21 protein-coding genes are annotated in these 24,605 nt (G+C 67.1%); 11 read left to right on the top strand and 10 right to left on the bottom strand.

The features are described from left to right. The 9 genes from AC5Y7V_RS01660 to AC5Y7V_RS01620 all read right to left on the bottom strand — a co-directional run bounded on the left by AC5Y7V_RS01660 (position 1) and on the right by AC5Y7V_RS01620 (position 10,723). Positions 1-3,084, bottom strand: coding sequence for a replicative DNA helicase (locus tag AC5Y7V_RS01660; RefSeq protein WP_499878308.1), 3,084 nt, complete (start codon positions 3,082-3,084; stop codon positions 1-3). 532 nt (positions 3,085-3,616) lie between these two features. Beyond that, complete coding sequence (rplI, locus tag AC5Y7V_RS01655; RefSeq protein ID WP_499878307.1) at positions 3,617-4,075, bottom strand: 50S ribosomal protein L9; 459 nt, start codon at positions 4,073-4,075, stop codon at positions 3,617-3,619. Between the two features lie 33 nt (positions 4,076-4,108). Further along, positions 4,109-4,363: a 30S ribosomal protein S18 gene (gene rpsR / locus AC5Y7V_RS01650; RefSeq protein ID WP_066935440.1), complete on the bottom strand. Its 255-nt coding sequence runs from the start codon at positions 4,361-4,363 to the stop codon at positions 4,109-4,111. Positions 4,364-4,406: 43 nt separating this feature from the next. Beyond that, positions 4,407-4,931: a single-stranded DNA-binding protein gene (locus tag AC5Y7V_RS01645; RefSeq protein ID WP_499878306.1), complete on the bottom strand. Its 525-nt coding sequence runs from the start codon at positions 4,929-4,931 to the stop codon at positions 4,407-4,409. A 71-nt stretch (positions 4,932-5,002) separates the two neighbouring features. After that, positions 5,003-5,293 carry a 30S ribosomal protein S6 gene (rpsF, locus tag AC5Y7V_RS01640; protein WP_044509152.1) on the bottom strand — a complete coding sequence of 97 codons (291 nt, stop codon included), beginning with the start codon at positions 5,291-5,293 and terminating at the stop codon, positions 5,003-5,005. 127 nt (positions 5,294-5,420) lie between these two features. Beyond that, a complete protein-coding gene (locus AC5Y7V_RS01635) occupies positions 5,421-6,071 on the bottom strand; it encodes a DJ-1/PfpI family protein (RefSeq protein WP_499878305.1) in 651 nt (216 codons plus the stop codon). After that, entirely contained in the window at positions 6,068-7,714 is a 1,647-nt protein-coding gene (locus AC5Y7V_RS01630; RefSeq protein ID WP_499878304.1) for a glycosyltransferase family 87 protein, read from the bottom strand. Before AC5Y7V_RS01630 ends, AC5Y7V_RS01635 begins: the two co-directional genes overlap by 4 nt. Beyond that, positions 7,711-10,305 carry a transglycosylase domain-containing protein gene (locus tag AC5Y7V_RS01625; protein WP_499878303.1) on the bottom strand — a complete coding sequence of 865 codons (2,595 nt, stop codon included), beginning with the start codon at positions 10,303-10,305 and terminating at the stop codon, positions 7,711-7,713. The genes AC5Y7V_RS01630 and AC5Y7V_RS01625 overlap by 4 nt, the downstream gene beginning before the upstream one ends. Continuing rightward, positions 10,298-10,723: a DUF5318 family protein gene (locus AC5Y7V_RS01620; protein WP_068178901.1), complete on the bottom strand. Its 426-nt coding sequence runs from the start codon at positions 10,721-10,723 to the stop codon at positions 10,298-10,300. The genes AC5Y7V_RS01625 and AC5Y7V_RS01620 overlap by 8 nt, the downstream gene beginning before the upstream one ends. Before the next feature lie 125 nt (positions 10,724-10,848). On the opposite strand from AC5Y7V_RS01620, the gene AC5Y7V_RS01615 reads away from it, so the two are divergent. The 10 genes from AC5Y7V_RS01615 to AC5Y7V_RS01570 all read left to right on the top strand — a co-directional run bounded on the left by AC5Y7V_RS01615 (position 10,849) and on the right by AC5Y7V_RS01570 (position 20,388). Beyond that, positions 10,849-11,730: a DUF1707 SHOCT-like domain-containing protein gene (locus AC5Y7V_RS01615; RefSeq protein ID WP_499878302.1), complete on the top strand. Its 882-nt coding sequence runs from the start codon at positions 10,849-10,851 to the stop codon at positions 11,728-11,730. Positions 11,731-11,878: 148 nt separating this feature from the next. Next, positions 11,879-12,421 carry a PadR family transcriptional regulator gene (locus AC5Y7V_RS01610; RefSeq protein ID WP_499878301.1) on the top strand — a complete coding sequence of 181 codons (543 nt, stop codon included), beginning with the start codon at positions 11,879-11,881 and terminating at the stop codon, positions 12,419-12,421. A gap of 67 nt (positions 12,422-12,488) precedes the next feature. Then, on the top strand, positions 12,489-13,595 hold the full coding sequence (locus AC5Y7V_RS01605) for an inositol-3-phosphate synthase (protein WP_499878300.1): 1,107 nt from the start codon (positions 12,489-12,491) through the stop codon (positions 13,593-13,595). Between the two features lie 210 nt (positions 13,596-13,805). Beyond that, positions 13,806-14,732, top strand: a complete 927-nt coding sequence (locus AC5Y7V_RS01600; protein ID WP_499878299.1) for an Rv0045c family esterase — start codon at positions 13,806-13,808, stop codon at positions 14,730-14,732. A 102-nt stretch (positions 14,733-14,834) separates the two neighbouring features. Then, positions 14,835-15,629 carry an LLM class F420-dependent oxidoreductase gene (locus AC5Y7V_RS01595; RefSeq protein WP_499878298.1) on the top strand — a complete coding sequence of 265 codons (795 nt, stop codon included), beginning with the start codon at positions 14,835-14,837 and terminating at the stop codon, positions 15,627-15,629. A 133-nt stretch (positions 15,630-15,762) separates the two neighbouring features. After that, complete coding sequence (locus tag AC5Y7V_RS01590; protein WP_499878297.1) at positions 15,763-16,503, top strand: GntR family transcriptional regulator; 741 nt, start codon at positions 15,763-15,765, stop codon at positions 16,501-16,503. A gap of 50 nt (positions 16,504-16,553) precedes the next feature. After that, entirely contained in the window at positions 16,554-18,359 is a 1,806-nt protein-coding gene (locus AC5Y7V_RS01585) for an ABC transporter substrate-binding protein/permease (protein WP_499878296.1), read from the top strand. Continuing rightward, positions 18,356-19,105, top strand: a complete 750-nt coding sequence (locus tag AC5Y7V_RS01580) for an amino acid ABC transporter ATP-binding protein (RefSeq protein WP_499878295.1) — start codon at positions 18,356-18,358, stop codon at positions 19,103-19,105. The genes AC5Y7V_RS01585 and AC5Y7V_RS01580 overlap by 4 nt, the downstream gene beginning before the upstream one ends. Positions 19,106-19,171: 66 nt before the next feature. Next, positions 19,172-19,669: a MarR family winged helix-turn-helix transcriptional regulator gene (locus AC5Y7V_RS01575; RefSeq protein WP_068111922.1), complete on the top strand. Its 498-nt coding sequence runs from the start codon at positions 19,172-19,174 to the stop codon at positions 19,667-19,669. Between the two features lie 47 nt (positions 19,670-19,716). Continuing rightward, positions 19,717-20,388 (top strand): SDR family oxidoreductase, encoded by a 672-nt coding sequence (locus tag AC5Y7V_RS01570; RefSeq protein ID WP_499878294.1) that lies wholly within the window; start codon positions 19,717-19,719, stop codon positions 20,386-20,388. A gap of 10 nt (positions 20,389-20,398) precedes the next feature. Here AC5Y7V_RS01570 and leuS read toward each other — a convergent pair whose 3' ends face one another. Next, positions 20,399-23,302, bottom strand: coding sequence for a leucine--tRNA ligase (gene leuS, locus AC5Y7V_RS01565; RefSeq protein WP_499878293.1), 2,904 nt, complete (start codon positions 23,300-23,302; stop codon positions 20,399-20,401). A gap of 184 nt (positions 23,303-23,486) precedes the next feature. On the opposite strand from leuS, the gene AC5Y7V_RS01560 reads away from it, so the two are divergent. Then, a complete protein-coding gene (locus AC5Y7V_RS01560) occupies positions 23,487-24,599 on the top strand; it encodes an LpqN/LpqT family lipoprotein (protein ID WP_499878292.1) in 1,113 nt (370 codons plus the stop codon). Positions 24,600-24,605: the final 6 nt, after the last annotated feature.

The raw sequence follows: 24,605 nt of genomic DNA, 5'->3' as shown, positions 1-24,605 counted from the left end.
TCACCTTGCCATGTTGGCGAAGCGCGACAAGTGCAGCTGGTGCGCGACGGTGACCGTCTTGGTCGGGCCATTGCGGTGCTTGGCGAGAATGAAGTCCGCCTCTCCCCCGCGCGGATCGTCACGCTCGAACGCGTCCGGCCGGTGCAGAAGGATCACAACGTCAGCATCTTGTTCTAAAGAATTGTGTAGATTAATTCCATTTGCGACGAAATTGTGTGTGCCACTTACAGTTCCGTCATAGACGTCCTGCTCACCGATGCTAGTGATCTCGACGATACGATCCCAAAAGACATCACTTGTCGCAAGCGCATGGATGTCAGTGTCGTCAAGTAACGCCGCCATCCTGTGGAGCAGTGACCGGCCCGGCGCATGTCGCAGTCGTGCCTCGCAAAACCGCGCCTTCAGCGCGACTTTAAGCTCGGCGCTTGAAAAAGCGTTGCGCGCCACGACTTCCCGAACTTTGGCCCAAACCTCAACAGGCACAGTATCCGCACCCGGCCGACGGACGCGTGGTTGCAGCTGTTGGAGCACATATTCCGCAGACTTGCCGCGCGCTCCGTGTACACCAACCTTGGTCAGAAACGCAGTTTGATTCCCCGACCTGTCAATCCATAAGTGCCAGCAGTCGCGATAACCCGCCTTGCGCACTCGTGAAATCCGGCTCTGAACACCCAGACGCAGTAGCAGCTGAGCGACATCATCGATGAGACGGCGGCTGGTCGACGCGTAATAGATCTTCGCCTGGCCGGCGACGTGCTCCCATCGAACTGAGCCATCCGTGGCCCACAGATGCCGCAGGAACAATGCCACCTGGTCGTTGGGCGCACGAAATACGGCCTCCGGCACGAACTTTTCGTAACTCCGCTTGCCAAACAAACCCAGGCCATCCAACCACGCGGCGATCGGGTTGCGCCGGCCACGGGCCAATCGCTCCGGCGACGGCAACCGCAGCGTCGTCACGCGTGCCGCCGGGTAGTCATCGCGAACCGCCTTCACGCCGAAGTGCGCGGCCGAGATCGTCACCGCGGCCAGGTTCGCCTCGTCGATCGATGCGTAGCGAATCGGCTGGCGCTTCACACACGACCCGTCGCCGATCATGTGGGCGAGCAGCATCACCTCGCGGTCGTCCATCCGCTGCGTGTCGACCGGCTCGGGAACCCGCCGGGGTGCGGCGATGCGATCGCCAACCTTGAGTTGCTCCAACGGTGTCCAACCATCCAGCTTCATGAACGGATGGTTACCGGTGGCCTCGACCTCGCGGCCCGACGCCAGGCGAAGCCGGAACACCTCCTTGCGACCGCTCGGAAACACGTTCGTCATCGGCCGCGCGACCATGCGCAGCTGCTCGTCCAGCGACCACACCAGCGGACGCTCGCCCGTCCGCATCAGCTCACCAAACGTGACCTCGGCGCCCGTGTCGGCGCGCAGGATCCGCGTCGATGCGGTCAGACAGCCCGACTCGCGAAGGTCGGACAGCATCGGCTTCTTGTCAGTGCGTTGCTCGGGACCGCGGTTCAGCTGACTGATCGCCACCACCGGAACTTCGAGCTCTTTCGCCAAAAGTTTGAGGTGTCTTGAGAATTCGGAGACTTCCACCTGGCGCGACTCGTGCTTCTTGCCTGACGTCATCAACTGCATGTAGTCGATCACGACCAGCCGCAGGTCCGCCTTCTGCCGCAGCCGGCGCGCCTTGGCCCGGATCTCCATCATGGTCAGGTTGGGCGAGTCGTCGATGTACAGTGGCGCCTCGCTGATTTCGCTCATCCGGCGCGCCAGCCGCGTCCAGTCGTCATCGCTCATGCGGCCCGAACGCATATCGGCCAGTTTGATTTTCGCCTCGGCCGACAGCAGCCGCATCACGATCTCGGACTTGCTCATCTCCAGCGAGAAGATGACGCTGGCCAACCGGTGCTTGATCGAACACGACCGCATGAAGTCCAGGCCAAGGGTCGAATTGTGCGTCGGCACCATTCCCGGGCCGGCCAGATAAAGACTCGCGGCGTTGTCCACCTGGACGCAACGCACCGGCACGCTGTCGACCCGGCGCACCGAGTCGATCTGCAATAGGGGGGCTAACAAGGCGGTCGTGGTTCCAAGGGTGCCGTAGCGCGACGTCGCCCCAGCCGCTGCAATCGTGTCCCAGCCGGACCGCAACTGAGCCGATGTCCGGACGCCACGAGTTGTGGGCCATTGGTGCGCGGCGTCGGCGACAATCACTGTGCCGTCGGAGAACTCAACCTCGTAGCACGGCCGTCCCAGCATGACTTCGGTTGCGGCGACCACCCGCGTCGGCCGCCCGTCGGCGTCGAGCAACTCATCGCCGACGGCGACGTCACCCATCGTCGTCCAGCCGGCCGGCGTCGGCAGCGGCGTATCCAGTGCCAGCGCCTTACCCACGCCGGGTCGCGCCGCCACGATGATCATCTGTCCGGGATGCAGGCCGTTGGTCACCTCGTCGAGCTCGGTGAAACCGGTCAGCACGCCGCGGGACACGCCACCGCTGGACGCGATGGCGTCGATCTCGTCCATGGTCGGCTGCAGCAGGTCCTCGAGGGGAACGAAGTCCTCGGACATCCGGCGGTCGGCCACGTCGTAGATTTCGGCCTGGGCGCGGTCGACGATCTCGGCCACGTCGGCGCCCTCGGCGCCCGCATAGCCGTATTGCACGACCCGCGTCCCGGCCTCCACCAGCCGCCGCAGCAGCGCCTTCTCGGCGACGATGCCGGCGTAGTAGCCCGCGTTGGCTGCCGTCGGCACCGTCGAGATCAGCGTGTGCAGATACGGGGCGCCGCCGATGCGGCGCAGCATGCCGCGGCGGTCCAGTTCGGCGGCCACCGTCACCGCGTCGGCCGGCTCCCCGCGGCCGTAAAGGTCGAGGATCGCGTCGTAGACGTTCTGGTGCGCGGGGCGGTAGAAGTCGCCGGGCCGCAGCCGCTCCAGCACGTCGGCGATGGCGTCCTTGCTGAGCAGCATGCCGCCCAGCACCGACTGCTCCGCGGCCAGATCCTGCGGTGGCTGACGACCGAACTCTTCGTTGGGCGGCGGCGAGCCCATGCCTGGCGCGAGGTCATCGACGACCGCCACGGACTCTCACCTCCCCTAGCACGAGTACCCGAACATATATTCGAACCGACGTTCAGAGCTTAAGTCAAGGCGCCGACACCCAACGACCACATGGACCCATATCGCATCGCGCCGGGACGACGGTAAACGTTGCTGGCCAGTACTTAAAGGGGCCGTTGTTCATAACGTTGTGCATCGTGTGTGCATATCCTTCGACACCTGTGTTGAGCGGGGTGTGGAGAACCTGTGGATTAATTCGAGACGCTGCGACATCACTGCTGATAAGGGTCGTACAACTCGTGCCGTTTGGTGTGGACAAGAATCTCTACGGCGTGTCGTCGCAGGTTACTGCGTCGGGCGTGTTGGCTTTCGGCCATATTTTCGGCGAGTTACCAGGTGGTTAAGAGCTGCCCTCGGCGGTACCCCCGAAAGAGTTCGCCAGCCGAGCAAACTCGGCGGCTTTAAAAAGCCGCGCCGAAGCGCGCGCAGGCGCCAAACGCCCGAAGGCGGCCGATCCTCGGCCGCCTTCCGGAAGGGAGCAAACGCTACTTAGTTAGCTATCCGCCACGACGTCGAGCGCGACGTCGGCGTCGATCTCGGGGTGCAGGTGCACCGAGACCGCATACGTGCCGACGGCCTTGATGTGCGTCTTGGGCAGCCGGACGACCCGCTTGTCGAGGTTGGGTCCACCGGCCTTCTTGATGGCCGCGACGATGGCACCGGCGGTCACCGAACCGAACAGCTTGCCCGTGTCGCCCGCGGCCTTCACCGGCAGCGTGACGGGCCCGAGCGCATCGATCGCCGACTTGATTTCGTTGGCGTGCTCGAGGTCGCGCACGGTCTTGGTCTCGCGGGCCCGGCGAATCTCGTCGGCCTGCTTCTGCGCGCCGCGCGAGGCCAGGATCGCCAAGCCTCGCGGGAGCAGGAAGTTGCGGCCGTACCCGTCCTTGACCTCGACCGCGTCGCCGACGGTCCCGAGGTGGTCGACGTCAGCCGTCAGAATCAGCTTCATTGTTCTTTCGTACTTTCGGTTGGCTCTCGGCGGCTAGCGCGTCGAGGAGGTGAACGGCAGCAGGGCCACCTCGCGCGCGTTCTTCACCGCGATGGCGATGTCCCGCTGGTGCTGAACGCAGTTCCCGGTCACCCGGCGCGCGCGGATCTTGCCGCGCTCGCTGATGTAGGTGCGCAACAGCGTGGTGTCCTTGTAGTCGATCGCTTGACCCTTTTTGGCGCAGAAGACGCATTTGCGCGCCTTGATCGGCTTTTCCGGAGCCGGGCGCCGCTTGGTGGACTTGGCCATGTCTGTCTTTCTTTCCTTTTGTTGCTGGTCTGAAGTATTTGGTTTAGAAGGGTGGCTCGTCGTCGCCGCCGGCGAAGGACCCCGAGGCCGGGGCGCTGCCCCACGGGTCGTCCCCCGACCCGCCACTCGGCTGGGCCGCCGGGGCCGCCGCCGCCGGGCGCGAGCCGCCGCCCCCGCCGAAGCCGCCGCCCCCGCCGCCGCTGCGGCTGGCCTTGTTGACCTTGGCGGTGGCGTACCGAAGCGAGGGGCCGATCTCGTCGACCTCGACCTCGACGACGGTGCGCTTCTCGCCCTCACGAGTCTCGAACGAACGCTGCTTGAGCCGGCCGGTGACGATCACCCTGGCGCCACGAGTGAGGCTCTCCGCGACGTTCTCGGCTGCCTCCCGCCAGATGTTGCACCGCAGGAACAGCGCCTCGCCGTCCTTCCATTCCCCGCTCTGCCGGTCGTAGATCCGCGGCGTCGAGGCCACGGTGAAGTTCGCGACGGCGGCACCCGAGGGAGTGAACCGCAGTTCGGGGTCCGCCGTCAGGTTGCCGACAACGGTGATGGTGGTGTCACCAGCCACAATTTCCTCCTCGGTCCGCCTTCACAGATATGTTCCGGCTGAGCCTACGCAGCTCCGACGACACTCGGAACTCAGTGCTTGTCGGTGCGCATCACCTTGGTGCGCAGCACCGACTCGTTGAGGCTGAGCTGGCGGTCGAGCTCGGACACCGTCGCCGGCTCGGCCTTCAGGTCGACGACGACGTAAATGCCCTCGGCGTGCTTGGCGATCTCGTAGGCCAAGCGGCGCTTGCCCCAGATGTCGACCTTGTCGACGGTCCCGCCATCCTTGCGGACGACGTTGAGGAACGTCTCCAAGGACGGGGCAACGGTGCGTTCGTCGAGCGTGGGGTCAAGAATGACCATGATTTCGTATGGACGCATGGAAACCTCACCACCTCCTCTGGTCTGTACGGCCGCGGTCGGTCCGCGGCAGGAGGGTCGCCTGCGTCGGCAACCGCCCCAGGGTACCGGACGCGGGGCCCGCCCGAAAAATCGTCCGCCGGCTGGCTCACTTGCGGCGTTCGGAGTATTCCTTGGCCCTGGCCCGCGTCGCGTCGTCGGCCTTGGCGAGCGACCCGGAATCGAACGGCGGCTGCGGGTCGTACTCGATCAACAATTGAGCGGCCTGCGCGGCCTCTCGGTCGACGAGCAGCTCGACCAACCGAAGGGCCATGTCGATGCCGCTCGACACCCCGGCGGCGGTGATGATTCGCTGCGGCAGATGCTCGACAACTCGTTCGGGTACGTAGCGCGCGCCCAACTCGTTCAACAAATCCGCAGCGCTGAAATGGGTCGTCGCGGTGAGCCCGTCGAGCAGGCCGGCGGCGGCCAGCAACAGCGACCCGGTGCACACCGAGGTGGTGAACGTGGTGTTGGGATGCACCGATCCCAGCCAAGCCCGGATGGCGTCTCCGCCCGCGTCGCGGATCAGCTGGCGGGTCCCGATGCCGCCGGGCACCACCAGCACGTCGGGGGCGCCGACTTCGTCGAAGGCCGCGTCGCAGGCAACACCGAGCATGCCGTTTTCGGTGCGCACCTCGCCGCGTCGGTGCCCCACGAACACCACTTCGATGGACGGAATGCGCTGCAGCACTTCGTACGGACCCACGGCGTCCAGCGCGGTGAACCGCGGAAACAGTGGGATTGCCACGAGCGTCATGGCGCCACTCCCGTCGCTTCGGCTTCAGCTTCGGGGGCCGGCACCGCCGGTCGGCGTTGCCCCGGCGGCCGCAGGCGGTCGGGCAACCAGCCGGGCGGGGCGTCGGAGGCGCGATCGAAGGGGCCGCCCGATGGATCGTCGACGCGACCGCCCCAGCGCACCAGGTCCTCCTCGGGCCGGTAGATCTGCCGGAGGACAAGCGCACACAGCGCCACGACCGCGATGTCGCGCAACAACACCGTCGTGGTGAAGAACTGCTCGGGCAGCCCGCGGTTCGGGTTGCCGTACAGGTAGTACATCCGCGGCACCCATACCAGTGCGTCAATCGTCATCCACGCCAGCAGGATTCGGCGATGCGGCAGCGCCAGTACCGCCAACGGCACCAGCCACAACGAGAACTGGGGGCTCCACACCTTGTTGGTCAGCAGGAAGACCGCCACCACCAGGAACACCAGCTGCGCCAGCCGCGGGCGTCGCGGCGCGGTGAGTGCGACATACGCAATCGCGGCACAACACAGCGCGAACGACACCGCGACGACCCCGTTCAACACGGTCGGTGGCTGCCAGAATCCGAGCCGGGGATCGAATCCGCGCCAGCCGGTGAACGATTTCACCACGTTGTACAGCGAGTCCATGTCGTCGCCGCGTCGCGTGTTGAGCCGGAAGAACTCGGACCACCCACGCGGAAAGAGAACCAGCACAGGCAGATTCACCAGCAGCCAGGTCGCCGCAGCCGTCCCCGCCGTGCGTGCCAGCGCGCCGAGGCGACCGGTCCGGACACCCAGCACCAGCATCGGGCCCAGGAACAGCAGCGGATAGAGCTTGGCCGCGGCGCCCAACCCGATCAGCACTCCGGCCAACACCGGTTTGCGCCGCGCCCAGGCCAACAGCCCGCCCATCGCGAAAGCCGTTGCCAGGGCATCGAAGTTGGTGAATATCTGAAAGATCACCAATGGCGAGGCGGCCACCAGGGCGGCATCCCAGATGCGCCGGCCGGACAGCCCCGCGGTCGCCCAGACGGTCGCCAGCCAAGCCAGCGCCAGGCCGAACGCCGCGACGTCGAAGAACATCACCACCTCGGCTACCACCGGCAGCGGGGCAACCTTGCTCAGCGCGGTATAGGTCTTGGCCACCGCCATCGACACGTACTGGTAGACGCCGGTGAGCACCGGATACTCCATGTAGCGCACCGCGGGCCGGCCGTCGTAGCGCGTCTGCGGCGCACCGCTGCCGTCGGTCTCGATCCAACTCGACTTGTACGGAAACTTGCCCTGGCTCAACAACTCCGCACCGTAGAGCGGCACGGTGTCGGAGTAGCACAACTCGTAATAGGCGCGTTGGTTCTCCCAATTGGCGACCCGCTGATCGCCGGTCCCGGAGCCGCTGCTCTGCAGGCACGCCGCCTTGGTCGACCAGCCGAGCGCCAGGAACACCAGCGCGATCAGGAACATGACCCGCACCGGCGTCATCAGCCGCGTGCGGCCGATCAGCGCGTGCCGGCCCACCGGCCCCCCGACGACGTCGGCCAGCGCCGCGCCCAAAACGTCGGTGCGGCTGGGGCAATCGCGGTTGTCCGCGCTGCGGAGGTCGGCGGCCAGGGGCCGCGGTGAGATGGTCTTGTCCTGCTGCCGCGCGCCGGTCACGGCGACGGTGGCGGCGCTTGCGGGCCGCCCGGCGGGACGCCGGGGGGCTGGGGCCCGCCCGGTTGGGTGCCTCCGGGCGGCGGCGGCGCGTTGGTGATCGTCGTCGGCGGGCCGACCGGGATGGTGATGCCGGGCGCCACCTCGATGGTCGGTTGGATGACGGTCACCGCGGGCGGCGCCGGCGGTGGCGGCGCGGCGGGAACGCCTGCGTAGCCACCGATCTCGCTCGGCTTGGGGAAGGTCTCGTTGGGCGTCCCTTTCAGGGCGCCGTCCATGGTCGCCTTCCAAATGTCCGACGGCAGCCCGGAACCGTAGACCTCCGCGCCCGAGGCCGTCACCAGCGGCACGTTGTCCTGCACCGTGCCCACCCAGACCGCCGTCGACAGTGACGGGGTGTAGCCGACCATCCAGGCATCCTTGTTCGCCTGGGTGTCGCCCAGCTGCACGGTCCCGGTCTTGGCGGCCGAGGCCCGTCCGCCGGACAAGTTGTGGCCGCGCGAGTAGCCGGCGATCGGCGCCATCGCGGCGGTGACGTTGTCGGCGACGCCCTTCTCGATGCGGTTCTCGCCGTTGTTGTCCGAATTGCCGGCGTCGAACAGCACCTGGCCTTCGGCGTTGACGACCTTTTGCACCAGGTGCGGCCGGTGGTAGACGCCGGACGCAGCCAGCGTGGCGTACGCCGAGGCCATGTCGATGGGCCGGGTTTGGTACTGGCCCAGCACAATTCCGTTGTTGGGCGGTCCGCCCTTGCCATCCTCGGACAGCGTGTGCGCGACGCCGGGGAAGCTGGTCGCGACGCCCGCCTGGTGTGCGGCGTCGGCGACGGCCTGCGGTCCGCCCTTGAGCTTGAGCATCAGCCGGTAATAGGCGGTGTTGAGCGAAAGCTTCAGCGCCTCGGCGATATTGCAGGTCCCGCAGTTCTCGCCGTCGACGTTGGTGATCTTGATCCCGTCGACGGTGAGCGGGGAACTGTCGACCTGGTAGCCCAGGCCGATACCTTGTTGCAGCGCCGCAACGAGAGCGAACACCTTGAACGACGATCCGGTCTGCAGCCCGGCCTGAGCGAAGTCGAAACCGTTGGCGTCCGAACCGCCGTAGTAGGCCCGTATCGCGCCCGTGTGCGGGTCGATCGACACCGCCGCGGACCGCATGTCGGGGTCCTGCCCGTCAAGGTATTTCGACACCGCCTTCTCGGCGGCCTGCTGGGCCTTCGGGTCGATCGTCGTGGTGACCTGCAGCCCTTGAGTGTTCAGGGTCTGCTCGTCGATGTTGAAGAGCTCCATCAGCTCCTTGGTCACCTGGCGCTCGATCAGCCCGTTGGGCCCGGTGGTCTGGTTCTGCGCGCGCGCCTGGTCGGGCGGCAGTGTCGCCGGAAATACCTGCGCCGCACGGTCACTCGGCGACAGCGCCTTGGTTTCCACCATGCCGTCGAGCACCCAGTTCCATCGTTCCGCGGCGCCCTTCGGGTCGACGGCGGGGTCCAGCGAGGACGGCCGCCGGATCAGCGCCGCCAAGAGCGCGCCCTCGGAGACGGTGAGTTGATCGACCGGCTTGTCGAAATAGGCCTTGGCCGCCGCCGAAATGCCGTAGGCGCCCCGGCCGAAGTAGATGATGTTCAGATAGGCCTGCAGGACATCGTCTTTGGACCACTCCCCCGACATCTTGGTGGCGATGACCAATTCCTTGGCCTTGCGCATCAGCCCGCTGAAACCGTGCTGCGCCGAGCCGACGAGCGCGTTCTTCACGTACTGCTGGGTGATCGTCGAGCCGCCCTGCAGGTCGCCGCCGAACAGGTCGTTGTTGACCGCGCGCGCGAACCCGGTGAACGAAATGCCCGGGTTGGAATAGAAGTTGCGGTCTTCGGCGGCGATCACCGCCTGGCGCACATGCACCGGCACCTGGCTGATGTTGACGTCGACCCGGTTCCCTTCGGGCGGAATGATTTTGGCGATCTGGGAGCCGTCGCTAGCCAGGATGGTCGAGACCTGGTTGGTGCGGATGTTGCCGGGTTTGGGGACGTCGACGATGAAGTACGCCATGGCGAAGGTGACGATGGGCAGCAGCACCATCGCGGCCACGGAGATGTAGGCCGCGCGTCGCACCCACAACCAGTTGATCTGCCGGGTCCAGCTCCAATCCACCCCCGGCCTGGGGGCTCTGTCACCGGGCCCGCCGGGCCCACCGGGTCGCCCGGGCGGGAGCGGGGGCGGGGGCCCCTCGGGTGGGCGGCGCCCGGACATAGGCTCGCCGCGGCGCGGAGGCTTCGCGGTCGCCCGTCCGTCCATCGCGGCCTTGACCTCTTCGAGCGGGTCGCTTTGCAGAGGCGCGGACGCGGGGCGGTCCAGCGCGGCCTTCACCTCTTGGATCGGGTCGGGCCGCCGGGGGGCGCGGTCGTCGACGACGGGCGGCAGGATCGTGGTCAACCGGTCATCGGGCGGAACCGGGCGGCGACGGCCGGCCCCTGGGGTCGCGTCGCGCCGGTCCGGGTCAGGGTTTTCCGGCCGGTCGGTGCTCGCGTGCTTGCCCACGCGCTCAGTCGCCGATTCGTTCAGGTCACTGGGCGACTGGTCGTGGCGCCCTTCGTTACTCAATGGCCGTGCGGGCGCCGTTGCGCGCCGTCCGGGTGCCGCCGGTGCCTTTGGGGGGCCGGGCCGCACCCATCACGTACGACTTCACCAGGTGGTTCCAGCTGCAGGTTCGGCAGACCTCCACCACGTGTACGGAAAACTCCGGGAAGCGCGTCGCCAGCAGCACCAGCTCTTCGGCGGTGCGCGCCGAACCCGACACCGCGCCGAGGTGGTCGCCGAACACCCACGACACCAGGGTCAGCTGCTCCTTTCGGCAGATTGGGCACATCACCTGGCTCTGTTTCCCGTGAAATTTCGCGGCGCGCAGCAGATACGGGTTGGCATCACAGACCTCGGATACACCCGTGCGGCCCGAATAAACCTCGGCGAGCAGGGATCGCCGCCGAAGCGCGTAGTCCACCACTTGTCGCTGCAGTCGCACGCTGACCAGAGTACGTGGCCCCCCGCACCGCCGATACGCAACCGAGGCCGTTGCGGGCCCGAGCCGCGGCGATCGACCGTCGGCGTCCTGTGCCGAACCCGAACGCGACTTCTACGATCATCGGCGTGGCGAAATTGCTCGGGACGACACCGCTGCGCGGCGCGGCGACATCGACGACCCGCGCCAAGGACAGCGACCGGCAGGACGCCTGCCAGATTCTCGACAACGCCCTGAACGACGGCGAGATATCCAATCAAGAGCACCGGGAACGCGTCAGTGCGGCGACCAACGCGATCACCCTCGGCGATCTGCGGGCCTTGGTGGAGGACCTGCAGGGCGGCAGCGCCGGGTTGCAGTCGCCGGGCCGCGCGTCGTCGAAGCTGCCGACGTTCGGCGGGTGGGGCCGGCTGGCCGCCGCCTTCTTCGTGGCGGTACTGCTCGGCGTGGGCATCGGCTGGGGCCTCTACGGCAACACCGGCTCGCCGCTGGATTTCACGACGGATCCCGGAGCCAAGCCCGACGGTGTCGCCCCGGTGGTGCTGACCCCGCCCACGGAGCTGCTATCTGTCGGCGGCCTCACCGGCCTGATGGAGCAAACCCGCAAAAGGTTCGGCGACGCCATGGGATATCGGTTGGTGATTTATCCGACGTATGCGGTGCTCGACCGTCCCGACCCCGCCGACGACCGCCGAATGCTGGCCTACGACTACCGCGGCGGGTGGGGAGACCCGACCAGCTCGACGAAATCCGCCACCGACGGTCCCGTCGCGGTCGACCTCTCCAAGTTCGACATCGTCGCCACCGTCGGCCTCGTGCGAGGGGCCCCCGAAAGCCTCCGCATGAAGAAGGCCGACGTCAAAACTACGTATTTGGTGATCGAGCCGGCGACGGACCCCACCACCCCGGGTTCGCTCTCGCTGTCGGTGTACGTATCGGGCGACTATGGCGGCGGGTACATCGTTTTCGCAGGTGACGGCACCATTAAGCGGGTAAATCTGCCGTCATAGCGGTCACCTCGGTGCTGTGACGAATAGCGCACCAACGACAGGTAGTGTTGTGGCAAATATATCGAGACGATACGATGACGCGAGGCGTCGGACCGTTAAGTCTGTCAAAGCAACCAGCCATACCTAGCCATCTCGAGGGGGTGTATCGATGCTTGAGCTCGCCATCTTGGGCCTCCTGATCGAATCGCCCATGCATGGGTATGAACTACGTAAACGGTTGACGGGCCTGCTCGGCGCGTTCCGGGCGTTTTCGTACGGATCGCTGTACCCGGCCCTGCGGCGCATGCAGGTCGAAGGGCTGATCGCCGAGGACGCCGCGCCGGCCGGCACCCCGGTTCGGCGGGCGCGTCGGGTCTACCAACTGACCGACGCGGGCCGGCAACGCTTCGCTGAGCTGGTGGCCGACACCGGTCCGCACAACTACACCGACGACGGCTTCGGGGTGCACCTGGCGTTCTTCAACCGGACGCCGGCGGAGGCACGGATGCGCATCCTGGAAGGCCGCCGCCGCCAGGTGGAGGAGCGCCGCGAAGGTCTTCGCGAAGCGGTGGCGCGGGCAAGCAGCTCGTTCGACCGCTACACCCGCCAACTGCACCAGCTCGGGCTCGAGTCCAGCGAGCGCGAGGTCAAGTGGCTCAACGAGCTCATCGCGGCGGAGCGGGCGATGCCCGGCCTCACCGAACAGACGTGAAACCCCTGCACGAAACCGGCAACGAGAACACCTAAGTCAGAAGTAATTGAAGTTAGGAGAACGCCCTATGAGTGACCACAAGCCGTTCGGGGCGCCCGAGGCGTCGACAGAGGTACGAGTCGCCATCGTCGGCGTCGGAAACTGTGCCTCGTCGCTGGTTCAGGGCGTGCAGTACTACCTCGACGCCGACGAGACCCACACGGTGCCCGGCCTGATGCATGTGAAGTTCGGCCAGTACCACGTCCGCGACGTGAAGTTCGTGGCCGCGTTCGACGTGGACGCCAAGAAGGTCGGGTTCGACCTGTCGGAGGCGATCTTCGCGTCGGAGAACAACACCATCAAGATCGCCGACGTGCCGCCCACCAACGTGACGGTGCAACGCGGCCCGACCCTCGACGGCATCGGCAAGTATTACGCCGACACCATCGAGCTGTCCGACGCCGAGCCGGTCGACGTGGTCAAGGTGCTCAAGGAGAACAACGTCGACGTGCTGGTGTCCTACCTCCCGGTGGGCTCCGAGGAGGCCGACAAGTTCTACGCGCAGTGCGCGATCGACGCGGGCGTGGCGTTCGTCAACGCGCTGCCGGTGTTCATCGCCTCGGACCCGGTGTGGGCCAAGAAGTTTGCGGACGCGGGCGTCCCGATCGTCGGCGACGATATCAAGAGTCAGGTCGGCGCCACCATCACCCACCGCGTGATGGCCAAGCTGTTCGAGGACCGCGGCGTGCAGCTGGACCGCACCATGCAGCTCAACGTCGGCGGCAACATGGACTTCCTCAACATGCTGGAGCGCGAGCGGCTGGAGTCCAAGAAGATCTCCAAGACGCAGGCGGTGACCTCGAACCTGCAGCGCGAGTTCAAGACCAAGGACGTGCACATCGGGCCGTCCGACCACGTGGGCTGGCTCGACGACCGTAAGTGGGCGTACGTGCGGCTGGAGGGCCGAGCGTTCGGCGACGTGCCGCTGAACCTGGAGTACAAGCTCGAGGTGTGGGACTCGCCGAACTCGGCCGGGGTCATCATCGATGCGGTGCGGGCGGCCAAGATCGCCAAGGACCGCGGCATCGGCGGCCCGGTCGTGCCGGCGTCGGCCTACCTGATGAAGAGCCCGCCGCAACAGCTGCCCGACGACGTCGCGCGGGCGCAGCTCGAAGAGTTCATCATCGAGGGGTAACTCTCCTTGCACCGGTGTGCGGTGGGGTCGCGTCGAGCGGCCTCACCGCACAATGGTTTTTGGCGGCGTTCACGTGCGCTGACGGCGGCGCGTGTGCAGTGAAGGCTTTCGGAGTGAGCTGAGGGCGGAAAATCCGAGAAATCCGCGCCCTGAATGCACGCGCAAAACCCTGGACGCACGCCGGGCGCCCCAAAGTAGTGTCTTTAGACCGTGACCGAGATATCTGAGGACCGACTGGCGGAACTGTCGGAGTTCTCGCTGCTTTCCGAAAACGCTGAGCAGGCCGGCGTTCCCGGTCCACTGCCCGACGTGGAGCGCGTCGAGTCGGGCGCCGCGGAACGCAAGATCAGCGCGCTGCGCTGGGGCGCTCCCTCATTGGACCGTCCCCCGCGCATTGTCTTCCTGCACGGCGGCGGGCAAAACGCGCACACCTGGGACACCGTGATCGTCGGTCTCGGCGAGCCGGCGCTCGCGGTCGATTTGCCCGGGCATGGGCATTCGGCATGGCGCGAGGACGGCGACTACTCCCCGCAGCTGAACGCCGACGCCCTGGTGCCGGCGCTGCGCGAGCACGCGGCGGGCGCCGACGTCGTCGTCGGCATGTCGCTGGGCGGGCTGACCGCGGTCCGGCTGGCCGCGGTGGCGCCCGAACTCGTGAACGAACTCGTCCTGATCGACGTAACCCCGTCGGCGTTGCAACGCCACTCCGAGCTGACCAAGGAGCAGCAGGGCACCGTGGCGCTGATGCAGGGTGAGCGGGAGTTCCCCAGCTTCCAGGCCATGCTGGACCTGACCGTCGCGGCCGCACCGCACCGAGAGGTCAAGGCGCTGCGCCGCGGCGTGTTCCACAATTCCCGCCGCCTCGACAACGGCAACTGGTCCTGGCGCTACGACGCGATCCGCGTCTTCCCCGACTTCACCGGCCTGTGGGACGACGTCGACGGGCTGTCGGCACCCGTCACGCTCATCCGCGGCGGCTCGTCGGGCTTCGTCACCGACGAGGACGCGGCCGAATTGGGCAGGCGTGCAAGCAATTTCCGCGCGGCACACGTCGTCGACAATTCGGGCCATTCCGTGCAGAGCGACCAACCGCGCGCGCTGATCGAGATCCTGCGCGGGGTGCTCGACGCGAGCTGAGCCTACGGTGGGTGTTATGACCCGCGCCAACGACGATGCAGCGGGGGTACCCCCAGCCGCGAAGCGGCGAGGGGGACGCAGCGATGAGGAGGAGTGGCGCCTATGACTTCCGACCGTCCCGTTCGTATCGGCGTGCAATTGCAGCCGCAGCACGCCCCACAGTATGGCCAGCTTCGCGACGCGGTTCGCCGCTGCGAAGACATCGGCGTCGACATCGCCTTCAACTGGGACCACTTCTTTCCGCTCTACGGCGATCCCGACGGCCCGCATTTCGAATGCTGGACGATGCTCGGGGCCTGGGCCGAACAGACGTCTCGCATCCAAATCGGTGCGCTGGTGACGTGCAACTCCTATCGCAATCCCGAATTGCTGGCCGACATGGCACGCACCGTCGACCACATATCCGCGGGGCGACTCATCCTGGGCATCGGTTCCGGCTGGAAGCAAAAGGATTACGACGAGTACGGCTACGAATTCGGCACCGCCGGCAGCCGCCTCGACGACCTCGCGGCCGCGCTGCCGCGGATCAAGGAGCGGCTGGCCAAGCTGAACCCGGCGCCGACCCGCGACATCCCCGTGCTCATCGGGGGCGGGGGCGAACGCAAGACCCTGCGGCTGGTGGCCGAGTACGCCGACGTCTGGCACAGCTTCAGCTCGGCCGACGAGCTGCCGGCCAAGTCCGCCGTGCTGGAGCGGCACTGCGCCGACGTCGGCCGGGATCCGGCCGCGATCGAACGGTCGGCCGCGGTCAACGGGGACGTTTCGGGCGGCGGCCTCGTCGCCAACGCCGAGACGCTGGTGAACCTCGGCGTCACGACGCTGACCGTCGGGTGCGACGGCCCCGATTACGATCTGGGCGCGGCGGAGGCGTTATGCAAGTGGCGCGATGGACGTTAAGGGTCGCCGCCTGAAAATTCGTTCCCCGTTTTGCCTCCGATTCATCCACCAAAGAGCTGAACGCCGCGCCAAGACATGAGAAACTCTCTGCGCTAGGTGGACCGAACCGGTTGGAAAGGCACTCAAGAAACGGATGCCAAAAAAATACGGGGTCAAAGAAAAGGACCAGGTTGTTTCGCACATTCTCAACCTGGTTCTGACGGGGAAACTGCGCAGTGGCGACCGCGTCGATCGCAACGAGATTGCGGTTGGGCTAGGGGTCAGCCGAGTGCCAATTCAAGAGGCCCTCGTACAACTGGAACACGACGGCATCGTGTCCACCCGCTATCACCGGGGCGCCTTCGTCGAGCGGTTTGACGAGGCCACCGTGCTCGAACACCACGAACTCGACGGCCTGCTCAACGGCATCGCCTCGGCGCGCGCGGCCACCAACCCCACGCCCCGGATCCTGGGACAACTCGACGCGCTGATGCGCTCGCTGCGCTCCGCGAGGGAATCTCGCGCCTTTTCGGACCTCGCCGGGGAATACCGGCGCACGATCAACGACGAATACGCGGGGCCGCGGCTGCACGCCACGATCCGCGCTTCGCAAGACCTCATCCCCCGCGTCTTCTGGATGACCTACCAGTGCAGCCGCGACGACATGTTGCCGTTCTACGAAGACGAGACCTCCGCAATACACCGGCGCGACCCGGAGGGCGCGCGGGCCGCGTGCGTCGGCCGGTCGAACCTGATGGCCCAGACCATGCTCACCGAGCTGTTCCGCCGCAGGGTGTTCTCCGCGCCGGATGACATCGGCCAAGTCGTTGCGGGCCCGCTTCGGGTACTGGCCGGCGCGGAGGCCGCCGAGGACGAGCCGTCGATCGCGCTGTAGATCTCTTTTCGGCGCGCCATGTTGCCCGGTGTGCCGATACGGTAGCCGTGATGAGTTTGCGCCTGGACCGGCGTCCCATGTGCCGAAAGCTCTTCGCACTGGCCACGACAATGCTGATTGTCTGCGGCCTGACACTGGCCGCACCCGCCGCCGCCGACTGGAATCAGTGCGCGCCAGCCGGCCTGGACAGCGCCCGCGTCCTGCCGAAGGATCTGACCGAGCACCCGTCCACGGACGACGACGACCGGGCGACCACGGCCACCGTCCAACCGCTCGGCTCGGTGGACACCGGCGCGTTGGGGCTGGGGACACCGGGCCTCCTGACGGTCGGCACACTGTCGGACGCCCCGCCCAACATCTGCATCAATCCGACCGGCGATTTCAGCGGCTTCGACAACCAGCTATTGCGCGCGATCGCAGCCAAGCTCGGCCTCCAAGTCCGCTTTGTCAGCACGGACTTCTCCGCACTGCTCGCGCAGGTGGCGTCGCGGCGCTTCGACATCGGCTCGGCATCGGTGAAGGCCACCGATGCGCGCCGCCGCACGGTTTCGTTTACCAATGGATACGACTTCGGCTTCTATTCGCTCGTGGTCCCGCCCGGTTCGACGATCCACAATTTCAGCGACCTCGCGGCCGGCCAGCGCATCGGCGTCGTCCAGGGCACTGTCGAGGAGTCGTATGTCGTCGACCACCTGCATCTGCAGCCGGTGAAGTTTCCCGGCTTCGCCACCCTCTACGCGAATCTCAAGACCCGCCAGCTCGACGCGTGGGTGGCGCCCGGAACCCTGGCGTCGACCATAATTCGGCCGAGCGACCCGGCGGTGGTTGTGGCGAACACCTTCAGCCGAGGCAGTTTCGTGGCCTTTGCGGTCGCCAAGGACAACCAGCCGTTGATCGATGCGCTGAATTCGGGGCTGGACGCCGTCATCGCCGACGGCACCTGGGCGAACCTGTACTGCCAGTGGGTGCCACGGACGATGCCGCCCGGCTGGAAACCCGGGTCCAAAGCGGTCCCCGCCCCACACCTGCCGGACTTCGCGGCGATCGCCGCGAGCCACCACCGCGAGCCGGTGAGCCCGGGCGCGCCGATGTCGACGCTGGACCAGTTGCGTGAGTCGTTCTTCGACTGGGATCTGTACCGGCAGGCCATCCCGGTGCTGCTCACCGTCGGTCTGCCCAACACGATGATCCTGACCAACAGCGCGCTGGTTATCGGTCTGGCGCTGGGAATGCTGCTGGCAATGGCGGGAATCTCGCATTCGCGCTGGCTGCGCTGGCCGGCGCGGATCTACACCGACATTTTCCGCGGTCTTCCCGAAGTGGTGATCATCCTGATCATCGGGATGGGCATCGGGCCGTTGGTCGGCGGGCTGACGCATAAGAATCCCTACCCGTTGGGGATCGCCGCTTTGGGATTGATGGCCGCGGCCTACATCGGCGAGATTCTGCGCGCGGGCATTCAAAGCGTCGACCCCGGCCAACTGGAGGCCTCCCGCGCGCTCGGGTTCAGCTACGCGGCCGCGATGCGTCTGGTGGTTGTGCCGCAGGGCATCCGGCGGGTGCTGCCGGCGCTCGTCAACCAGGCCATCGGGTTGTTGAAGGCCTCCGCGTTGGTGTACTTCCTCGGCCTGGTCGCTCAGCAGCGTGAGCTGTTTCAGGTGGGCCGAGACCTCAACGCGCAGACCGGCAGCCTGTCGCCGTTGGTGGCGGCCGGTCTCTTCTACCTGATATTGACCATTCCGTTAACGCATTTGGTGAACTACATCGACGGCCGGCTCCGCCGTGGCCGCCCAGCCGGTAAGCCCGAAGGCCACGACCCTCTGCTCGCAACGCCGTTGAGCCAGGAGATGACATGACGGCGGGTGTCGCTCACCGTCCGCCAGTATCGTTGGCGGCCAGGGACATTCACCAAACCCTCGGCGGTAACCTGGTGCTGCGCGGCGTCGATCTCGAGGCCCCCGCGGGCACGACCGTCGCCGTCATCGGACCGTCCGGTTCCGGCAAGTCGACGCTGTTGCGCACCCTGAATCGCCTGAACGAGCCCGACAGCGGCGACATCCTGCTGGACGGCCGGTCGGTGTTGCGCGACGATCCCAACGAGCTGCGCCAGCGCATCGGCATGGTGTTCCAGCACTTCAATCTGTTCCCGCACCTGTCCGTTTTGAAAAATGTTGCGCTGGCGCCCCGCAAGCTGCGGCGGCTCTCCGCGGACGCCGCCCGGGACCTCGCGCTGGCTCAGCTGGACCGAGTTGGCCTGAAGCACAAGGCCGATGCCCGCCCCGGCATGCTGTCCGGTGGCCAACAACAACGGGTCGCCATCGCCCGCGCGCTGGCCATGGCCCCGCAGGTGATGTTCTTCGACGAGGCGACCTCGGCGCTTGATCCCGAAATGGTCAAGGGGATTCTGCAACTCATCGCCGATCTCGGCGCCGATGGCATGACGATGATCGTCGTCACCCACGAAATGGGCTTTGCCCGGTCGGCATCCGACACCGTCGTTTTCATGGATCGCGGCAAGGTCCTGGAATGCGGGCCGCCGGAGCAGATATTCGCGGCCGCCAAGACGGAGCGCCTACAGCGGTTCTTGTCCCAAGTGCTTTGAAATGTCGATAACTGGTCCGGAATAGCTCCCTTGTACGCCACGCATATCGGGTTAGACTGCCGACTTATGGCGGACAGCGAATCCACCGCACCAGAGGTGACGGAGCTTGCGGAAGGTTTGCACCGCGCGCTGTCCAAATTGTTTTCGATTCTGCGCCGCGGCGACCCCAGTGGGGTCGTGGCCGGCGACCTGACCCTGGCTCAGCTGTCCATCCTGATCACGCTGCTCGATCAGGGCCCCATCCGGATGACCGACCTGGCCGCGCACGAACGGGTGCGCACCCCGACCACGACGGTGGCGATCCGCCGGCTGGAGAAGATCGGGCTGGTGAAACGCTCGCGCGACCCCTCCGACCTGCGCGCGGTGCTCGTCGACATCACGCCGCGCGGACGCGCCGTGCACGGCGAATCGCTGGCCAACCGCCACGCCGCGCTGGCAGCGATGCTCAGTCAGCTGCCCGAGTCCGACCTGAACACCCTGGCACGGGCGCTGGCGCCGCTGGAACGCCTGGGCTGTGGCGAATCGCCTCCCGCCGGGGAGCCTCCGGCGCGCAAACAGGCCTGAAAGTGGCTGATCCCCAAGGGGATTGATCGCTTCCGTAGACTGATTTCATGCCCACCGCACTCATCACCGGCGCGAGCGGCGCTATCGGTTCAGCGATAGCCGAGGCTCTGTCGGCGACACACACTCTGCTGCTGGCGGGCAGGTCCTCCGATCGGCTCGACGCTGTCGCGGAGCGGCTCGGAGCCACCACTTTTCCGCTCGATCTGACCGACCCCGACGAGATCGAGGCCGGCTGCGAAATCGTCGACGAGCTCGACGTGTTGGTGCACAACGCGGGGGTGTCCATCCCGGGCCACGTCGCCGAGTCCAACGTCGACGAGTGGCGCGCCACCTTCGCCGTGAACGTCTTCGGGGTAGTCGACCTGACGCTGGCCCTGCTGCCGGCGCTGCGGCGGGCCCGCGGTCAGGTGGTGTTCATCAATTCCGGTGCGGGGCGCGCTGTTTCACCGGGCATGGCCTCGTATTCGGCCAGCAAGTTCGCGTTGCGGGCCTTCGCCGATTCGCTGCGCGCCGACGAGCCGGATCTGCGGGTGACCACGATCTATCCCGGCCGCACCGATAGCGCCATGCAACGCGAACTCGTCGCGTTCGAAGGCGATCGGTACGAGCCGGCGAACTACCTGCGGCCCGAAACGGTCGCGGCGGCGGTTGCCAACGCCGTGGCCACGCCGCCCGACGGTCACGTCCACGAAGTGGTGCTGCGGCCGCGCAAACACTGACCGCCGCGCGCTAGACGACCAGGTTGACCAGCCGGCCGGGAACCACGATCACCTTTCGCGGGGCGGCGCCGGCCAAGAACGCCTGCACCTTCTCGTCTCCCATGGCCGCGGCCTTCAGCGTGTCGTCATCGGCGTCGGCGGCCACCACGACCCGCCCACGCACCTTGCCGTTCACCTGCACCGGGTATTCGACGGTGTCCTCGACGAGGTAGGTCGGGTCGGCCGCGGGGAAGGGCCCGTGCGCCAACGACGCGGTGTGACCCAGCCGCAACCAGAGCTCCTCGGCCAGGTGCGGGGCGAGCGGTGCCAGCATCAGCACCAGCGGCTCGACCGCCGCGCGCGGCACGGAGTCGCGGTGCTCCTTGGTGAGGTGGTTGGTGTACTCGATCAGCTTGGCCGCCGCGGTGTTATTGCGCAGCGCCGCATAGTCTTCCGAGACTCCGGCGATGGTTCGGTGCAGCGCCCGCAGGGTGTCGGTGCCCAACGGGCCGGTGTCGTCGGCCACCCGCGTCCCGCCGGTCTGCTCGTCGATCACCAGGCGCCACACCCGCTGCAGGAAGCGGTGCGCACCGACCACGTCCTTGGTGGCCCACGGCCGGGATGCCTCCAAGGGGCCCATCGACATCTCGTACACCCGCAGCGTGTCCGCGCCGTATTCGTCGCAGATCTCGTCCGGCGATATCGAATTCTTCAGGCTCTTACCGATCTTCCCGAATTCCTGGAAGACTTCGACCTCGCCGTCGGGCCCCGGATAGAAGAATCCGCCGCCGCGTTCGACGACCTGCTCCGCCGGCACATACGACCCGCGGGAATCGGTGTATGCGAAGGCCTGGATGTAACCCTGGTTGATCAGGCGGCGGTACGGCTCCCGCGAGCTGACATGACCCAGGTCGTATAGCACCTTGTGCCAGAACCGCGCATACAGCAGGTGCAACACCGCGTGTTCGGCGCCGCCGACGTACAGGTCGACGCCGCCGGGATCCTGCGCTCCATACTGGGCCGGGCGCGGGCCCATCCAGTAGGCCTCGTTTTCCTTGGCGCAGAAGCGTTCCGAGTTGTGCGGGTCGGTGTAGCGCAGCTCATACCAGGAGCTGCCGGCCCACTGCGGCATCACGTTCGTGTCGCGGGTGTAGGGCCTCAGGCCGTTGCCCAGGTCGAGCTCGACGTGCACCCAGTCGGTCGCCTTGCCCAACGGCGGCGACGGCTCGCTGCCGGCGTCGTCGGGGTCGAACAACACCGGAGAGTAGTCGGGCACGTCGGGCAGCTCGACCGGCAGCGCCACCTCGTCGAGCGCGTGCGGCCGTCCTTCGCTGTCGTAGACGATGGGGAACGGCTCGCCCCAGTACCGCTGCCGGGCGAAAAGCCAGTCGCGCAGCTTGAATTCGATGCGCGCCCGGCCGCGGCCGTCGGCCTCCAGGCGGGCGGTGATCGCTTCCTTGGCCGCGGGCACGTCCATGCCGTCGAGGTAGCCGGAGTTGACCAGCACACCGTCGCCCGCGTGCGCCGCCTGCGAAATGTCGCCGCCGGCAATGACTTCCACGATTGGCAGGCCCAAATCGTGGGCGAAGTCCCAGTCGCGCTGGTCATGCCCGGGCACCGCCATGATCGCCCCGGTGCCGTAGCCGGCCAGCACGTAGTCGGCGATGAAGATCGGCACGGGCTTTCCGTTGACCGGATTGGTCGCGTAGCTGCCGAGGAAGACGCCGGTCTTCTCCCTGCTCTCCTGGCGTTCGAGGTCCGACTTCGCGGCGATCGCGCGGCGGTAGGCGGCGACCGCCTCGGCCGGTGCGGCGGCACCATACGTCCACCGTGGGTCGGTGCCGTCGGGCCATGCCGCGGCGGCCAGTTCGTCGACCAGCTCGTGCTCGGGCGCCAGCACCAGGTACGTCGCACCGAACAACGTGTCGGGCCGGGTGGTGAACACCTCGATGTCGACAGCGGAACCAGCACGCGTGGTCGCCGAGAACAGCGCCTGCGCTCCGGTCGAGCGACCAATCCAGTTGCGCTGCATAGTTTTTACCTGATCCGGCCAATCCAGCAGATCGAGATCGTCGAGCAGCCGGTCGGCGTAGGCGGTGATGCGCATCATCCACTGCCGCAGCCGTTTGCGGAATACCGGGAAGTTCCCGCGGTCGCTGCGCCCGTCGGAGGTGACCTCTTCGTTGGCCAGCACCGTGCCCAGCCCCGGGCACCAGTTCACCATCGAGTCGGCCCGGTAAACCAGCCGATGGCCGTCGATCACGTCGGCCCGCTCCCCCGCCGTCAGCGTGGCCCAGTCCCGTCCGTCATCGAGACGCCTTGCGCCGGAATCGAACTCGGCGATCAGTTCGGCGATCGGCCGCGCCTTGTTGGCGGCGGTGTCGAACCACGCGTTGTAGATCTGCAGGAAGATCCACTGGGTCCACTTGTAGAACTCGGTGTCGGTGGTCGAGAAGCTCCGCCGGCTGTCGTGGCCCAGGCCCAGCCGGCCCAGCTGACGCCGGAAATTGACGATGTTGGCCTCGGTCCTGGTGCGCGGGTGGGTCCCGGTTTGCACCGCGTATTGCTCGGCGGGCAGGCCAAACGCGTCAAAGCCCAACGCGTGCAGGACGTTATGGCCGGTCATCCGGAAATATCGGGCATAGACGTCGGTGGCGATGTAGCCCAGCGGGTGCCCGACGTGCAGTCCGTCGCCGGACGGGTACGGGAACATGTCCTGCACGAACAACTTGTCATCGGGCAGCGGGCGTCCGTCGGCCGGAGCCAGATCACCGACGGGGTTGGCCACGTTGAACGTGCCGAGCTTCGCCCAGTTCTCCTGCCAGGCGCTCTCGACGCGGCCCGCCAGCGCCGCGGTGTAGCGAAACGGCGGCGCATCGGAGTCCGGCGCGCCGGCGGAGGTGCCTCCGGGCGCGGTGGTCGGGGATTCGGTCACCTGAACAGGGTATAAGGGAGCCGTTGCCGGCCCGGCGGGCCACAGGTTGGTCTCGGTTGCGTTGCGCGCCGATCAGAGCTTCATCCCAGGTCGATTTCGACGCTATCCAGCGCGTTTGACCTCTGGTTACAGTCAGCCTCTACGACGGGTGCTGGGACCCGGGCCATGGGAAGGATCGACGCAGATGATTCACATCGCCCGTACATTGCGGGTATTCGCAGGGGGTCTGGCCGCCGGCGCGATCGGCGTCACCGCGTTCGCGGGCGCCACCGCTGCGGCTGATCCCGCACTGCCCGCGCTGCCCGCGCCGCCGCCCGCCCCCGCGGTGGTGACGCCGGCGCCGCAGAACGTGACGGCCGCCCCCATACAGGTCCCCGGCAACCGGTTGCTGGCCGCTCCCCCGGCGGCAAATCCGGTGGCTCCGACCCCGGCCGTCGCGCCGGTATCGCCCGCACCCGCGGCGGTCGCGCCGGGCGCGCCGCTCCCCCCGGCGCAGACCCCCGGCATCTCGGGCACGCTACGTGAGTTCCTGCAGTCCAAGGGCGTCAAGCTCGAGGCGCAAAAACCCCAGGCCTTCAAGGCGCTCGACATCACCCTCCCGCTGCCCACCCGTTGGACCCAGGTGCCCGATCCCAATGTGCCCGACGCGTTCGCGGTGATCGCCGACCGGCAGGGGAGCAGCATCTACACGTCGAACGCGCAGGTGGTGGTGTACAAGCTGGTCGGTAACTTCGATCCGAAAGAGGCCATCACGCACGGCTTCGTCGACAGCCAGCAACTGCCCCTGTGGCAGACCACGAACGCCTCCATGGTCGACTTCGGCGGCTTCCCGTCGTCGATCATCGAGGGCACCTACCGCGATGGCGACATGCTGCTGAACACGTCACGCCGCCATGTCATCGCGACGTCCGGACATGACAAATACCTGGTGTCGCTGTCGGTGACCACCGACCGTGCGGTGGCAGTCGCGGATGCGCCGGCGACCGACGCGATCGTCAACGGCTTCCGGGTGACCGTGCCCGCCGCAGCCACCGCCCCGGTACCCGGGCCGGGAACCGCTGCGGCCCCGGTCGGCATTCCCTCGCAAGCAGCCGGTGCGGCCCCGGTCGGGCTTCCCCCCCAGCCGGCCGGTGCGGCGCCGGTCGGGCTTCCCCCCCAGCCGGCCGGTGCGGCGCCGGTCGGGCTTCCCTCGCAGCCCGCCCCGCCCAACCAGGTGGCCGCCCCCCGGCCCAACTTGTTGACCATGGTGCCGGGTTTGCCGCCGCTGCCGAACTTCGCTTTCCTGCAAGGGCGTTAACCAGCC

Source organism: Mycobacterium sp. NGS34 (assembly GCF_059812845.1).
Note: the sequence above shows the minus strand (reverse complement) of the source record. Positions and strands in the feature narration are given on the sequence as shown.

What these genes read in the sequence shown, in the direction of transcription:
- rplI (WP_499878307.1), bottom strand. Translation starts at nt 4,075, where the DNA reads ATGAAGCTGATTCTGACGGCTGACGTCGACCACCTCGGGACCGTCGGC.
- rpsR (WP_066935440.1), bottom strand. Translation starts at nt 4,363, where the DNA reads ATGGCCAAGTCCACCAAGCGGCGCCCGGCTCCGGAAAAGCCGATCAAG.
- rpsF (WP_044509152.1), bottom strand. Translation starts at nt 5,293, where the DNA reads ATGCGTCCATACGAAATCATGGTCATTCTTGACCCCACGCTCGACGAA.
- AC5Y7V_RS01635 (WP_499878305.1), bottom strand. Translation starts at nt 6,071, where the DNA reads ATGACGCTCGTGGCAATCCCACTGTTTCCGCGGTTCACCGCGCTGGAC.
- AC5Y7V_RS01610 (WP_499878301.1), top strand. Translation starts at nt 11,879, where the DNA reads ATGCTTGAGCTCGCCATCTTGGGCCTCCTGATCGAATCGCCCATGCAT.
- AC5Y7V_RS01605 (WP_499878300.1), top strand. Translation starts at nt 12,489, where the DNA reads ATGAGTGACCACAAGCCGTTCGGGGCGCCCGAGGCGTCGACAGAGGTA.
- AC5Y7V_RS01595 (WP_499878298.1), top strand. Translation starts at nt 14,835, where the DNA reads ATGACTTCCGACCGTCCCGTTCGTATCGGCGTGCAATTGCAGCCGCAG.
- AC5Y7V_RS01590 (WP_499878297.1), top strand. Translation starts at nt 15,763, where the DNA reads ATGCCAAAAAAATACGGGGTCAAAGAAAAGGACCAGGTTGTTTCGCAC.
- AC5Y7V_RS01585 (WP_499878296.1), top strand. Translation starts at nt 16,554, where the DNA reads ATGAGTTTGCGCCTGGACCGGCGTCCCATGTGCCGAAAGCTCTTCGCA.
- AC5Y7V_RS01580 (WP_499878295.1), top strand. Translation starts at nt 18,356, where the DNA reads ATGACGGCGGGTGTCGCTCACCGTCCGCCAGTATCGTTGGCGGCCAGG.
- AC5Y7V_RS01575 (WP_068111922.1), top strand. Translation starts at nt 19,172, where the DNA reads ATGGCGGACAGCGAATCCACCGCACCAGAGGTGACGGAGCTTGCGGAA.
- AC5Y7V_RS01570 (WP_499878294.1), top strand. Translation starts at nt 19,717, where the DNA reads ATGCCCACCGCACTCATCACCGGCGCGAGCGGCGCTATCGGTTCAGCG.
- AC5Y7V_RS01560 (WP_499878292.1), top strand. Translation starts at nt 23,487, where the DNA reads ATGATTCACATCGCCCGTACATTGCGGGTATTCGCAGGGGGTCTGGCC.